Below are 12,972 nucleotides of genomic sequence, written 5' to 3' on the forward strand. Positions count from 1 at the left end.
TATCCTTCCTATCGAATGATGCCGTTTCGCAGCGCAGCGGCGACCAGGGCGGTCTCCTTGAACACGCCGAGTTTGGCCTTGGCATTGGCAATGTGGGTGTTGACGGTGATCGGCGAGATGCCGAGGATGGTGCCGATCTCGGCGGCGGTCTTGCCTTGCGCCATCCAGCCGATGATCTCTCGCTCGCGCGGGGTCACGGCACTGGTAACTGCACTCATGGCGCCGGCCCGTCGATCGTCGGCACGCGCGGCATCGTCACCTCGGCGCCGGACAGCGTCACCCGCCGCACCCGGTCGGGATGGCTGATCGGCGCGGGCGCCTCGCCGGCGACCGCCAGCGCCTTGCGCGCATCCTGCCTCGAGGGAAACCGGTCGCGGTTGCGATGCGCCATGTTGATGACGGTGTTCTTCTTCGAGCCGAAGAGTTCGGCGATCTCACGCGCCGAAAACCCTTCCTGCCAGAGCTTCTGCGCCTTGACGATCTTGTCTTCCGTCCAGAACAAATCTCTCATCCCATTGCCTCCTGTGCGTCTCGTGCGGCCCTTGCGATGACCGGATTGTCGGGAAACATCTCAGCCAGCGCCCGTTTGGCGCTGCGGCTGCCGTTTGCCGCCTGTCTCAGCAGCCGCATCTTGTGGGCGGCGACCTTCGGCTGCGGCGGCTGTTCGGGTGGCGCCTCGACGCGCGGGCGGCGTTGCGCCGTCATCACCGCCTGCTGCTGGCGGGCGATTTCGGCAAAACTCGCCGCGCTCGGGGCGAAGGCGCGGTTATGATCGCGGACCTTGCCGGAGAGGAACAGCTTGGCGGCCTGCCAGACCGCCTCTGCCGGAATGCCGTCGATGGCGACGAGATAGGCGCGGATCTGCATGTCGGGATCAATGCCGGCGGAGGCCGGAAAGCCCGAAAGCATCCCCGCTATGATCTTGACCGGAGATGAAATCTCTTGCGGCATCGACCGTTGTCCTTCTGCCCGTGCTTGCATTGATCGACCCGGCTTCCCTCGCCTTTTCATTGAAATACCAATCGGATTTGATCGCCCGCAAGCCGCGCAGGATCTGCATCTCGGCAGCCTCGACCGGGTTGCCGGTCTTCAGGTACTCCCTGACCTGGATCCGCGCCGCATAGGCCGTCAGCGGCTTTTTCAGCGTGCGGCTGCGATGCTCGATGATCGCCGCCGCCAGTTCCTGCCCCAGCACGGGGCTCAAGATCTCCATGATGTCCTTGCTCATCTCTGTCTTTTCCATGTGATTGCTTCTCGCCGTCCTTAAACCCGGAGCTTCAGCCGCCCTCGGGCGAAGTTGACCAGGGCGCCCGGCCTTACGGCGCGGCCGGGAAAGCGCCGGACCGCGCGGCCGTCATGATCCTGCTGGGCGGTGTCGCCCTTCTCGGCGCTGCGAAGACGGTGAATCTCGCTTTCCACGGCGGGCACCGGCAGGCCGAGGATGGCGGAGATTTCGATATAATCCCGGCCGGAGCGGAAGAGCTCGAGGGCGTTCATGTGAGTGGCTTGATGCGCCGGGGCGGTGCTCATCGTTTGATCTCTTTTCATTCGATCCGCGGCCGAGCTCTTCCCGCAAAGCGGGCGCCGGCGAGATCGTTCGTCTCAAATCTTGTGGAAGGTGCCGGCGTCGCCGAGGGAGCGCGGCGACGCCAGCTGCCGATAGCCTTCAGGGAGGAGTGAGGCTGCCGGAATTGCTGATCGGCCGAGAGCCGGGGACCGGCGTCTGCCGCATCTCTGCGGGCTCGGTCTGGCGGCCGCAATTTTCGCAATGGCGTTCGATCACCTCGGCGATCGACAGCGCCCTGCCGCAGCGCGGGCAGCCGGTGTAACGGGCATTGGCTAGGCCCGAAAGCCGGGGCCGGTTGTTGATGATATCGTTGCTTGTCATGACCATAAGGGTACGTAAAATACCTCGCACGTCAAGCGATTTAGGGGATTACATGTACCTTATTTTAGGGTATTATTTATATCATGTTGAAAGATCAGGAACAATTTGAGCGCGAAGAACGCGCAAAGCGTCTGGTCATGGCCAGGAAGAACGCGGGCTTTACCGGGCCGAAGGCGATCGTCGATCGTTTCGGCTGGAACGCCAATGTTTACAAGGCGCACGAGTCGGGCCGGAACGGCTTCGGCATCGCCGACGCGAAGAAATATGCCAAGGCGTTCAGGGTCAATCTCAACTGGCTGCAGTTCGGAACCGGCGATGCGCTCGATCCGGAGGAGCGGCCGGTTTCCGTCGCCGACGTGCCGAAGATCTCCTGGGTCAGCGCCGGCCAGCTGACCGAGCAGGCGCCGATCACCGACTTTTCGGAATTCCCGACCGTCGCCGCGCTCGATCTGCCCGACGGCGACTGGATCGCGCTCGAGGTCGAGGGCAATTCGATGAACAAGATCTCGCCGCCAGGCTCGATCATTTTCGTCAACCGCCGCGACAAGCGCCTGGCGCCGAACGCGCTCTATGTCGTCGCCGACGAGACCGGGGCTGCGACCTACAAGCGCTACCGCCCGAACGACAATCCGCCCTTCCAGCCCGCCTCCTACGAGGACGTGCCGCCGCCGGAATTCCACGGCGCGGTCACCATCGTCGGCCGCGTCCGCCGGTCGGTGATCGAGATGTGAGAGCAAGGCTCTTCAAAAAAATATAAATCTAATCTGTGACTTAACGCTTAGCGCTCCAGCAACATTCCAACCACTTCCCAAAAAGATTCAAGATCATCCGCCCGTCCTCACGAGCCGGCAGGATCTGGTTCCAAATCGCGACACTTGCCGTGCTGATCACCGCTTTCGGCGCCACGCTAGCGATCCTGCTTTGAGGTGAACCCCTCACAACGAAGACGGCTCTCAAGAAGCCCGCTCTGCCCGGCGCTCCACTCACCCCGTGCAAGGTACCTGCAGCGACCTCGCGACTGACGCCTGCAAACAACCGCTTCGAGCGCAGGCGTCCAATCTGAAGGCCGCGACGCGCCGCAGAGCGGAGCATCGCCCGCCCCGCGCGCCCGCGATATCCTGATCTCTCTCACTCCCTCTCTCTTCCATCTCTTTCCCGTTCCTGAAGGCTGGTGAGGGAGGGTTCCGGCCAAAGCTTCCCCCTACCCCATGAGCAAGGCCCATGAAGCCGGGAGAGCATTGGCCATGTCCTGAAGGCCGGAGCCGGGATGGGACACGTGCCAGAGGGGCCATTCGCTTCGCCCTCGTCCTGATTTTCTGACAGCGCACTTAAGGACTTTCGCTTCCCGCGCCGCTGGGCTTCGTCAGCTCGGGAGTTGCACCCGGTCGCCCAATCATCTGGTCGAGACATACGCCTACGATTCGTACCTCGTCAATCTGTCAGGTATTTTTTATACCTTTTTCGATTGACGATTTGGGGTATGTTATGTACCTTTTCCGATATGCCGACCGGCCGGCACGAGAGGGCAGAGCAATGCAGCATATCCGCAGGATCGAGACCGAGCAGAGCCGGCGGGACGCCCGCTGGAATGCGGTGCGAGAGCTCGACGACTGTGATGCCTATATGGCCAACGAGGCCCAGCGCATGGGCGCCCTCGGCTTTGCCTATCTCGGCCGCCCCGAACATTCGGTCCGCGGCCCGTCATGGCTGCGCGGCGCCACGGCCAGCGTCGAGGCGCATTACCGCTATGCCCGCGAGATCATGGGCATCACCGATCGCGATCAGCTCTATGCCTAAGGGAGAAACGGACATATCCGCCGATTGCGTTATCAGAGCTTTTTCCGGCTGTACCTGCCCACCCGGTCAATGCGCCGAGAAGCTCTTCGCCCCGGCGCCGGCCTCCTTCGTCTCCTGGCGGCTCCAGGCAATCACCTGCATCGCCTTCGGCTTTCTGGCGGCGATCGTCTCGTCCGCCTGGATGCAGCCGCAACTCAAGAATCCCGACCTCGATAATCGGAAGCAAGCATCATGGAAGTAAGCGAATGGTTCTCGAAGCGCCGCCGGTTAGGAGCTGAACTTGATGTCGCTCGCCTTCGCCGCGGTGATGAAGGCGCGGCGCACCTGCTCGGGCTCGGCGACATCGTTGAACACATCGAGCACCAGCAGCTCGGCGGCCTTGGCCGCCGGCGTCTGCTCCGGCCAGTCGTTCAGCAAGGCATTGCCGGCCTGAACGACGTTGTAAACGGTCCTGGTCTTGCCGTTGATGGTGATCTTCACCGGCTTGAAGCTTCGTCTCCTGCTCATGATGCAGCCCCTCACGCGGAACACGCGACTCAACGAGCGGCGCTCGGACTCGTTCCGGTTGCGATGACTATCTCACATCTAATTGTCGCCGAGCGAATCAACTTGCGGGCAGCCAGACGTTCGAGAGCCAGAAAAACGTGGCGACCGGTTTTTGGGTCGACCGCCTGACGTTCAGGGACGCGATGCTTGGGGTTTAGCAAACGATCATCGGACGGCCACCGAATACCAAGAAATTATGAGCCTGAGTTGTAGATAGTTTGCTTCCCTGAAGAATAAACTACAATCGCTCGAATATTCCTTCTATTTATAGCCGCTAGAATAGCACTCACGATAGTGTTAATCCTTGCAATAAATATTGATTTGTGTATAATAATTTCACAAACCTAGACACTGATACCTAGGAAACACCCCCTCTCTTCATCCCCGCTTTTGCGGGGCTTTCCTTATCTCAGCCGTAGTTTCAGAAGCAGGTGGACTTTTTGTTGTGTAGGACTTTCGGCAGCAGGCACCGAGCGCGCTCCTGCCAATCGCCGACCGTGCCGGCGCGTCCTAAGTATCAGCAAAAGCGATTTTGGCGCCCCTGCGGGGGCTGGCGACATCAATGGTGCCATCATGGAAAGCTCAGGTCCAAACCGAGCATCCTGCTGAGGACGAATGCGACGAGCCCCACGGCCAGGATCGTTAGCACGAAGACTGCGGCGATCGTGACGCCCGTGCGTAGTGCCGCTCGCCTCTCCCCCTTCTCCCCTTGATCGTAATGCCACTTGATGGCGAAGAACATGGCCATGCCTAACGCGAGAACCTTGAACGTAACGAAGACTATAGGGACCCAATCCATAAAAAATGGCTCTCCTGAGCATCAGCCACGCGCCTTATGACCTCAATCTCGGGCAAACGCATACTTCCTGTTATGCAATGCTGATGTGTAGCAGCAGTCTGGCGGCTTGCTGGCCCGTATCGTTGGGTTTGGGAATGACCGCTTAGGGCCTCAGCAGACTTCAGCCGTGTGTTCGCCCCCGGCAATTGGATAGTGGTCGTCCGATAGCCAATGCCGCCCGGCGACCACTCGGTGCCTGAGGTGGCAACCGGCCCTGGCAAAGCACAGCGTAAAATCGCATGTCCCCACGGAACTATTGCCCTCAGGCCAGCTTTCACTCTCAGGGATGGAGCGAATTGACGACAATCCCAGAAGGCAGTAGGGCCTCGAAGTGCGCTTGGGCTGCTATTCTGTCTGGCTCTCGCCCCCCGCGTAGCAAACTTCGAGTACGCGGCCGGCATGAGCGTTTGTATCGACCCATGGCGCGGATACATGGAAGACTGTTGTCAACGATGAACGGATGGCTATTGATGTAAGTGCTGCAAAGGGCTTGCGATGGCTGGCGATCATGGCGGTCTGCGCATGCTGTGCCTGTACGACCACACAAACACCGAACACGTATCGCAGCAGAGGATATGTTTCCGAGAAGGTTTACGGTGTGACGGCGAGCCCGCGACCCGCCCACGGCAGGAATATTCGCAAGGGCGGTGGCCGTTATACCGTCGGCAAGCCCTACGTGGTGAAAGGCAAACTTTACTCACCGAAGGAGGACCCGAGTTACGACAGGAATGGTGTCGCTTCCTGGTACGGCTCAGCGTTTCATGGTCGCTTGACTGCAAACGGCGAAGTTTACGACAGGCATCACCTTTCCGCCGCGCATCCCACCCTCCCTTTGCCCAGTTACGTGAGGGTGACCAATCTTGAAAACGGTTCTTCCCTCATCGTGCGTGTTAACGATCGCGGTCCCTACCATAGGGGCCGCATCATTGACCTTTCCAGCAAGGCAGCAGATTTGCTGGACCTGAAGCACCATGGCACGGCCTATGTTCGGGTCCAGTATGTAGGCCGCGCCCGCTCGGACGGACATGATATGCCTTTTCTTATGGCGTCCTACGTCAGGAAGCGTGATCGCCTCCAGGACATCAAACCCGAGCCTCAGATCGCGACCGACGCGACGGTGGCCTCGAACCAGTCGACCGGCGATCATTTGGGGGGCCACAGCAAGTTCTTCTCGTCGTCACGCGTGAACCCTGCCATCAAGGCGATGAGCGCCTCCTCCCAGCCAGGGGCAATCGCCGCGGCGTCGTTTCCGACATTCGGGCAATTCGTGATGTTACCTGAGATCGGCCCTACTACCTTTGAGCGGACGCCCGAATTCGCTCCGTCGCTGCCGCAACTAAAATACTGCTTGAACGAGGATAGTGATGACCGTGAGCGCGGCTCCTGCGAGGTTCAGGCTCTCCCGCTGCCGGGTGTCAATCGCAATGTGCGTCTGACGGTGGTTGTCTCAATAAAGCGACGCCGCTCTCGACTAAAAGGCCACCGCCGGCGAGGAACAGCACTGGTTCTTCCCTAGAATGCGCAAGAAGCCGTCACGAGACATGCCCACCCGCGGCGATCGTGCCGAGATAGCGGCCGATAGCGCCCGGTCAAAAGCCGTGGCAGTAAAATCAATACAGCAATTCTACCGCCCCAGAGCAGAATCAAATGCTAAGTCCGGGGTGGCTGTCATGATGGCGGATCGCAAGGCATATTAGCGATAAGAAAAAAGCCAGCTTTCGCGGGCTTTTCGGCTGGTCGGAGTGGAGTGATTCGAACACTCGACCCCCACGTCCCGAACGTGGTGCGCTACCAGACTGCGCTACACTCCGTGACCAGCGGCGCTTCTATAGAACAGCCTATCTGGTTGCACAAGCGCCAAATTTCAAAAAGGCGAGGGATTTTTTGACCGGTTGATGACAGAGGCCGGAATGGGCCGCTGCTGCAAAAAGACACACTCTGAGCAAATCGAACGGAAGTGCAAAAGGGGCAATTTTCTTTTGCCGGGTTCCGCGCTAAAGGGCTCGGCGGGACAGGCGAAACCGCCGTGACGGCGGCTTCGCAGCCATTGCGCTAGAGATCAGGGACGACACGATGAAACTCCGCACCATTACCGCGGCCGGGCTTGCAATTGCGCTTGCCGGATGCACGACCATTCCTTCCGCCGGCAATCCGATCGAGGCCCGCTGGGTCGGCAAATCGGCCGGCGTCTTCTTTGCCGCCTACGGGCCGCCGATCAGCGATCGTGAGGAAGGTGCGAGCACCATCTACACCTGGCGCGGCGGCTACAAGACCGTGCGCATTCCGGCGAAATATGCCGAGGGCGCCGACGGCAAGCGCGGCAAGCAGATCGCCGCCGCCCGCACGGCCTATCTGCGCTGCCAAGCCGAAATCACCACCAATTCCGACTACACGATCCGCGACATCCGCACCGTCGCCGACATTCCGGGCGGCAACGGCCCGTCCTATTGCGCAGAGTTCCTAGCGCCCGAACAGAAATAACGGACGCTTCGTCCGGCACATGGAGACAGGCGGCCAGGGTGCCGCCTGTTTTCGTTTGGGGCTACAAGTCTAGCCTCAAAGCATCCGCACGAGGGGCAGTTGCGGATCGTTTCAGGGACGGGGACGGGGTCGGGCACGGAGTCACCGAGCCAATGATGAATTTTGGTTGTGCCGCGAGGCCCCCTCATCCGACCCTTCGGGCCACCTTCTCCCCGCTGGGGAGAAGGGAAAGCAAGTCGCTCCGACACTGGCAAACGAACCCGCCTGCGTGTAGGCACTTCATCCAATGGGGTGGATGGCGAAGCGCCACTCTCCCTCTTCTCCCCAGCGGGGAGAAGGTGGCCCGAAGGGTCGGATGAGGGGGCCTCGCGGCACGACATCAATGACAAGAGCCGTCGTTGCCCGACGAGCCGTCGATAGGTCTCACCCCTCCGCCGGACCGTAGAGGCCGAGCTGGTCGAGAAGCGCCCGCTGCCGGTCGGCATTTTCGACCAGGAGGCCGGTGTAGCGTTCGACGATCCGCGCGCGGTGATCCGGGTCGGAGACGGCGGAGAGCGCGCCTGTGATGGCGGCGATCTTTTCCGAGGTCTGGCGCAGCTCTTGCAGAAGCTCGGCCTTGCCGCCGGCCTCGGCGACCACCTGCTTCGTCACCTTGCCGATGCCGGCCGGCGTGCGGCTGCCGGCAGAGACGTAGCCTTCCGGCAGGTCGCCCTTCAGATTGACGACCGACTTGAAGCGGATGACGTCGAAGATCTGGTCGACCGCCTGCTTGGCGCCGGTCACCCGCGAGGGATGGTCGGTGTCGGCGGCCGCATGCGGCAGCAGTTCGAGCTTACCCTTGTGGCGCTGTTCGAGCGGCAGGTAGGGCAGCATCGGGCCGCTGAGCGTACCGGTCGCAGCGTCCCGGAACAGGTCGGCATCGATTGCCGCATGCGCGATCTTGCCGGATGCCAGTGCTGCATGGAGCGCATTGGGATCGACGACTTCGCCGCGGTCGTAATTGACGAGCACCGCGCCGTCCTTCATGGCGGAGAGCACTTCTGCATCGACGGTGCCGGCATTCGAATAGACGCCGGTCGATGCATCCAGGCGGCCGAGACCGATATGGACGGAGAGCACGTCGGCGCCGCTTGCCGCTTCGACAGGGCTTGCGGCATAGGTAAAGCCTTCCGCCTCGATCCAGCGCTTGTGGTGCTCGCGGGCATAGATCGCCACCTTCATGCCGAAAGCCTTGGCGAGCTTGGCGACTTCACGGCCGATATTGCCGTAGCCGAGCACGGCCAGTTTGCGGCCCTCGAGCTTTGCCGTCGGGAAATCCTTCAGCTGACGGCCCGTGTCGAAATCACCGCCGGCGACCATCCGGTGCAGCCGGTCGACCGGCAGGTCGGGAACGACCTTAAGGATCGCCTTCATCACCATCTGGGCGGTCGCCCGGCTGTTGATCCCCGGCGTGTTCATCAGGGCGGCAGTGCCGCCCTCGCCATTGCCGCCGCCCCAGGAGGCCGAGCCCATATTGCCGGTGCCCGCACCAATGCGCACGCCGCCGAGCGGGAAGACCGAGGCCTTGGGAATGAAGGTCGCCGCGGCGATCAGCGCGTCGTACTGGCCCTTGTCGGTCTGCGGCAGGATCTCCGCCTCGGTGCTGAGGTTCGGCTGATAGAAGAAGTGGATGCGGCCCTTTTCGAGGCCGGCGCGATCACTGAGCGGACCGAGATGGAAGACGCCACCCTTCTCCTCGATATAGGCCTTGACCTCGCTGTAATCAGGCTCGCCGTCGGCGCCGAAACGCAGGCCCACCAGGTCGGCGATCAGCACCGTGTAAGCGCGGGTCGGATCGTCCTTGCGAACGGCGCCTTCGGCTTTGACCGGCGCCTCGAAGGTCACGCCGTGCTTTTCCAGCTCCTCCTCGAGAACCACGATCTTGGCTCTGAGATAGGCATATTGCAGATTTTCCAGCAGTGCCACGACATCGTCCGGCTCGCGGATGCCGCCGACCCAGGCGCGGTAATCGCCCGGCGTGCCCGGGAAGGCATTGACGTAGCGGGCCGCGTCGAGGCCGGGCTCGTATTCGCCGTTCGGATGGGTAATGCCCTCATAACCCAGCAGCTGCTTCGACCGGGCGATGATCCGGGCGTGGATGCCAGCATCGGTGATATCAGCGTCCTCGACCTTCAGCAACGTCACGGCGGCGCCACGCCGTTCGGCGTCGGCGACTGCAAGCGACAGCAGCGGATGCGACCCGACCCATTCGTCGATCACGGCGCGATTGGCGGCGGAGCGGCGGTTGAGCTCGACGACGGAGCCGACCCGGGCCTCAGACTGCAGCAGGCCGAAAGTGGTCTCGGCAAAGGCAAGCGCGCTGTAGGTGTTGATGACGCCGCCGAGCATGCGGTCTTCACCGGCATCGTAGAACGGGCCGGCATCGACGGAGCGCTTGGCCGAAAAGGGCTGCCGGGGATCGATCGGCGGGGCGATCTTCAGCTGCCGCGGGATCGCCCAGGCGGGATCCTGCTGGTTCCTCTCGATCAGCGCCAGGGCATGCGGGGTGAAGGAGGCGACGAAATAACCCGAAATGCCGCCGATCGCCTTCTGGAACGGCATGAACAGGCAGCATTTCGCCATCACGGCGCTGACCAGTTCCGGCTCCCACGGCATGGCGCCGAGCATCGAGGTGGCATCGAACACCGCATGGCGGTTGGCCGGATCGCCGTCGAGCCAGCTCAAGAGTTCGCTGATTTCGCGGCTGGTATAGGCGTTCGCCCCCGTCGTCTCGTGGCCGACGCCGACGAAGATCGAAACGCCGAGGTCGGCAAGTTCAGCCCCGGTCGGGATCACGCCTTCGGAGGCGGCGAAATGGATGCGGCTCTCGCAGCCCTTTTCGGCGAAGCGCTGCATCTCGATCAGCTGTGTGGCCCAGGACTGGCGGAAGAAGCCGGCGGCCTTCGACGGATCGCTCTCCGGCCGCGGCGTATCGACATAGACGCGCTGGCCGGCGTCGTTGGCATTCATCAGGTGCTGGATGCAGACGGTGAAGCCGCTATGGCCGCCGCCGAGCCCGACCGCCATGCGGTTGACCTTCGGAAAGCCGAAATAGCGATGGATCGCCCGCATCATGTCGGTCAGGATCTTATCGGCCGGGTAGCCGCGATGCATGCTGCGGGAAATCTCGGCCGTGGTGAAGCCGCCGATATCGTTGCCCCGGTCGTCTAACTTGCGATAGGTCTTTTCGATCCAACCCTCGAAGGCGATGCGCCGCAGGCGGCTGTCCACTTCGTCGGTCGTCGCGTCGGTGATCGGCCCGACGCCGAAGAAGGGGTTGGACGGCAGCTTCGGCGCACCCGACGCGGTCTGTCGGAGGGCGATCAATCGCTGTTCCTGCATCTTGGCGATATCTGTCATTGCCTGCCTGTCTCTGTCCGGAGCTGAAGTGCCGTCAATGGTGAAGCGAGTGCTCCGGCTCGACAACCTCATATGCGCCGAACGACAGGCGAAACGCGTCATTGCGATCGCTGCGGTGATGTTCCCGCGTTTGGCAGCAGGCGGGACGCGCCGATGCCTGCCCCTCATCCGCCTGCCGGCACCTTCTCCCCGTTCTGACGGGGAGAAGGGGATATGCCGCACGCTCTCCGTTCCCACCAACCTCTCGCAGGGCACGTCCCCTCTCCCCGTTTTACGGGGAGAGGGTTAGGGTGAGGGGCAACTCTCTGCTCGGATCCGAGGTCTATTGCCCGTCGACATCGCAACCCGCAGTCGCTCACCTCACGCAAAAACAGGCTTGCCGCACGCAACCATCCAGCGTATGTCTTTGCCGTCGCGAAAAGCGACTGCCTCCCTTGATCCGCTCAGTGGCGGAGTAAACAGGTGGACGAATGGGTCGTCCAGGCGGTCGAGCACACGCCGGCCATGCGCTTCAGCCATGGTTCGGCCAGCACTCCCTGAAACCAACGCCTGACGAGATCAGGCCTCATCGTGAGCCCTCGGCGTCGCGACGCAATTCCGTGATTTGAACGAAATCAGGGATGCGCTGGCGAGCCTCCCAGCTTGCGTCGACCGTGGAACGCACCCATGACCAGACCCCTCATCGTCATCTTTACCGCCATTGTCCTCGATGCCATCGGCATCGGCCTCATCTTTCCCATCCTGCCGCAGCTCCTGCAGGACATCACCCACAGCGGCGACGTCGCCCCCACTATCGGCGCGATGACCGCCCTCTACGCAGTGATGCAGTTCATTTTCGCGCCGGTGCTCGGGGCGATGAGCGACCGGCTCGGCCGCCGGCCCGTGCTGCTGCTTTCGCTTGCCGGTGCAGCCGTCAACTACCTGTTCCTCGCGCTCGCCCCCAACCTGCTGCTGCTCTTCATCGGCCGGGCGATCGCCGGGCTGACGAGCGCCAACGTCTCGGTGGCCACCGCCTATATCACCGACATCTCGCCGGAGGAGAAACGCGCCCGCCGGTTCGGCCTGTTCAACGCCATGTTCGGCCTCGGCTTCATCATCGGCCCGGTCCTCGGCGGCGTGCTCGGCGATCACTGGCTGCGGCTGCCCTTCATCGCAGCCGCCGCACTCAACGGCGCCAACCTGCTGCTCGCCTTCTTCGTTCTGCCGGAATCGCAGCCTGGCAGCCGCGAGAGGATCGACCTTGCCGCGCTCAATCCGCTGAAGCCGCTGAGCGCGGTGCTGGAGGTCAAAAGCCTGCTGCCCGTTATCATTCTCTTCTTCCTCTTCAGCGCCACCGGCGAGGCCTATGGCACCTGCTGGGCGCTCTGGGGCAGCGACGCCTTTCACTGGAACGGGCTTGCGATCGGCCTGTCGCTCGGCGCCTTCGGCCTCTGCCAGGCGCTGGCCCAGGCCTTCCTGCCGGGACCGGCGGTCCGGCTGCTCGGCGAACGCGGGGCGATCCTGACTGGCGTCGCCGGCGTCTCCATCGCGCTTTGCACCATGGCCTTTGCCGACCGGAGCTGGATGATCTTCGCCATCATGCCGGTCTTCACGCTCGGCGGCATCGGCGTGCCGGCGCCGCAGTCGCTGGCGACCCGGCAGGTCGATGAAAACAGCCAAGGCCAGTTCCAGGGCGTGCTCGCCTCGGCCGTCAGCCTCGCCTCGATCGTCGCCCCGCTTGGCTTCTCCAGCCTCTACTTCCTCGTCCGGCAGCAATGGCCGGGCGCCATCTGGCTCTCGGTCGTCGCCGTCTATGCGCTCGCCGTGCCGCTGATTCTCAGTCTCGGGCTGAGGAAGCCGGCGGCTGCGGCGGCGGGCTAGAATGCGAAACCGACCGCGAAGACGATTTTTCAGACCCCTCCCCAACCCCTCAAAGACGAGCGGAGATTCAATGAACGCAACATCCGCCCCTCAGCGATCGGCGAGAGCGGCCCCTCATCCGGCTGCCGCCACCTTCTCCCCGCTCGCGGGGCGAAGGGACATG

15 protein-coding genes and 1 tRNA gene are annotated in these 12,972 nt (G+C 62.5%); 6 read left to right on the plus strand and 10 right to left on the minus strand.

Translation table 11 applies throughout. The features are described from left to right. Positions 1-8: 8 nt before the first annotated feature. From CO660_RS03825 to CO660_RS03850, 6 genes are all read right to left on the minus strand, one after another. Positions 9-218 carry a helix-turn-helix domain-containing protein gene (locus CO660_RS03825; RefSeq protein ID WP_097597546.1) on the minus strand — a complete coding sequence of 70 codons (210 nt, stop codon included), beginning with the start codon at positions 216-218 and terminating at the stop codon, positions 9-11. Next, positions 215-511 (minus strand): GcrA family cell cycle regulator, encoded by a 297-nt coding sequence (locus CO660_RS03830; protein WP_097597549.1) that lies wholly within the window; start codon positions 509-511, stop codon positions 215-217. Before CO660_RS03830 ends, CO660_RS03825 begins: the two co-directional genes overlap by 4 nt. Then, a complete protein-coding gene (locus CO660_RS03835) occupies positions 508-909 on the minus strand; it encodes a hypothetical protein (protein ID WP_097597551.1) in 402 nt (133 codons plus the stop codon). Before CO660_RS03835 ends, CO660_RS03830 begins: the two co-directional genes overlap by 4 nt. Continuing rightward, a complete protein-coding gene (locus CO660_RS03840; protein ID WP_097597553.1) occupies positions 875-1,243 on the minus strand; it encodes a hypothetical protein in 369 nt (122 codons plus the stop codon). The genes CO660_RS03835 and CO660_RS03840 overlap by 35 nt, the downstream gene beginning before the upstream one ends. 20 nt (positions 1,244-1,263) lie before the next feature. Then, complete coding sequence (locus CO660_RS03845; protein WP_097597556.1) at positions 1,264-1,530, minus strand: RNA polymerase subunit sigma-70; 267 nt, start codon at positions 1,528-1,530, stop codon at positions 1,264-1,266. 136 nt (positions 1,531-1,666) lie between these two features. Beyond that, complete coding sequence (locus CO660_RS03850) at positions 1,667-1,888, minus strand: hypothetical protein (RefSeq protein ID WP_097597848.1); 222 nt, start codon at positions 1,886-1,888, stop codon at positions 1,667-1,669. 83 nt (positions 1,889-1,971) lie between these two features. Here CO660_RS03850 and CO660_RS03855 point away from each other — a divergent pair, with 83 nt between their 5' ends. The 3 genes from CO660_RS03855 (at position 1,972) to CO660_RS34440 (ending at position 3,926) form a co-directional block, all read left to right on the plus strand. Continuing rightward, the gene (locus CO660_RS03855; protein ID WP_097597558.1) at positions 1,972-2,619 is read left to right on the plus strand and encodes a S24 family peptidase; all 648 of its coding nucleotides are present in this window, start codon (positions 1,972-1,974) and stop codon (positions 2,617-2,619) included. Between the two features lie 802 nt (positions 2,620-3,421). Further along, entirely contained in the window at positions 3,422-3,685 is a 264-nt protein-coding gene (locus tag CO660_RS03865) for a hypothetical protein (RefSeq protein ID WP_097597563.1), read from the plus strand. Then, positions 3,678-3,926 (plus strand): hypothetical protein, encoded by a 249-nt coding sequence (locus tag CO660_RS34440; protein WP_097597565.1) that lies wholly within the window; start codon positions 3,678-3,680, stop codon positions 3,924-3,926. Before CO660_RS03865 ends, CO660_RS34440 begins: the two co-directional genes overlap by 8 nt. Before the next feature lie 26 nt (positions 3,927-3,952). Here CO660_RS34440 and CO660_RS03875 read toward each other — a convergent pair whose 3' ends face one another. Both CO660_RS03875 and CO660_RS03880 read right to left on the minus strand, forming a co-directional pair. After that, entirely contained in the window at positions 3,953-4,192 is a 240-nt protein-coding gene (locus CO660_RS03875; RefSeq protein WP_085777278.1) for a DUF982 domain-containing protein, read from the minus strand. A 610-nt stretch (positions 4,193-4,802) separates the two neighbouring features. Next, the gene (locus CO660_RS03880) at positions 4,803-5,030 is read right to left on the minus strand and encodes a hypothetical protein (RefSeq protein ID WP_097597568.1); all 228 of its coding nucleotides are present in this window, start codon (positions 5,028-5,030) and stop codon (positions 4,803-4,805) included. A gap of 499 nt (positions 5,031-5,529) precedes the next feature. On the opposite strand from CO660_RS03880, the gene CO660_RS03885 reads away from it, so the two are divergent. Further along, positions 5,530-6,585 carry a septal ring lytic transglycosylase RlpA family protein gene (locus tag CO660_RS03885; RefSeq protein WP_245421293.1) on the plus strand — a complete coding sequence of 352 codons (1,056 nt, stop codon included), beginning with the start codon at positions 5,530-5,532 and terminating at the stop codon, positions 6,583-6,585. A gap of 218 nt (positions 6,586-6,803) precedes the next feature. On the opposite strand, the gene CO660_RS03890 is transcribed toward CO660_RS03885, so the two are convergent. Next, positions 6,804-6,880 (minus strand) — tRNA-Pro (locus CO660_RS03890). Positions 6,881-7,142: 262 nt separating this feature from the next. Here CO660_RS03890 and CO660_RS03895 point away from each other — a divergent pair. Then, the gene (locus CO660_RS03895; RefSeq protein ID WP_097597570.1) at positions 7,143-7,550 is read left to right on the plus strand and encodes a hypothetical protein; all 408 of its coding nucleotides are present in this window, start codon (positions 7,143-7,145) and stop codon (positions 7,548-7,550) included. A gap of 423 nt (positions 7,551-7,973) precedes the next feature. Here the strand turns inward: CO660_RS03895 and CO660_RS03900 are convergent, their stop codons facing one another. Continuing rightward, the gene (locus CO660_RS03900) at positions 7,974-10,949 is read right to left on the minus strand and encodes an NAD(P)-dependent oxidoreductase (RefSeq protein ID WP_097597850.1); all 2,976 of its coding nucleotides are present in this window, start codon (positions 10,947-10,949) and stop codon (positions 7,974-7,976) included. Positions 10,950-11,615: 666 nt separating this feature from the next. Here CO660_RS03900 and CO660_RS03905 point away from each other — a divergent pair. After that, positions 11,616-12,809, plus strand: a complete 1,194-nt coding sequence (locus CO660_RS03905; protein WP_097597573.1) for a TCR/Tet family MFS transporter — start codon at positions 11,616-11,618, stop codon at positions 12,807-12,809. Positions 12,810-12,972: the final 163 nt, after the last annotated feature.

The organism is Rhizobium sp. L9, from assembly GCF_002531885.1.
Taxonomy (GTDB): domain Bacteria; phylum Pseudomonadota; class Alphaproteobacteria; order Rhizobiales; family Rhizobiaceae; genus Rhizobium.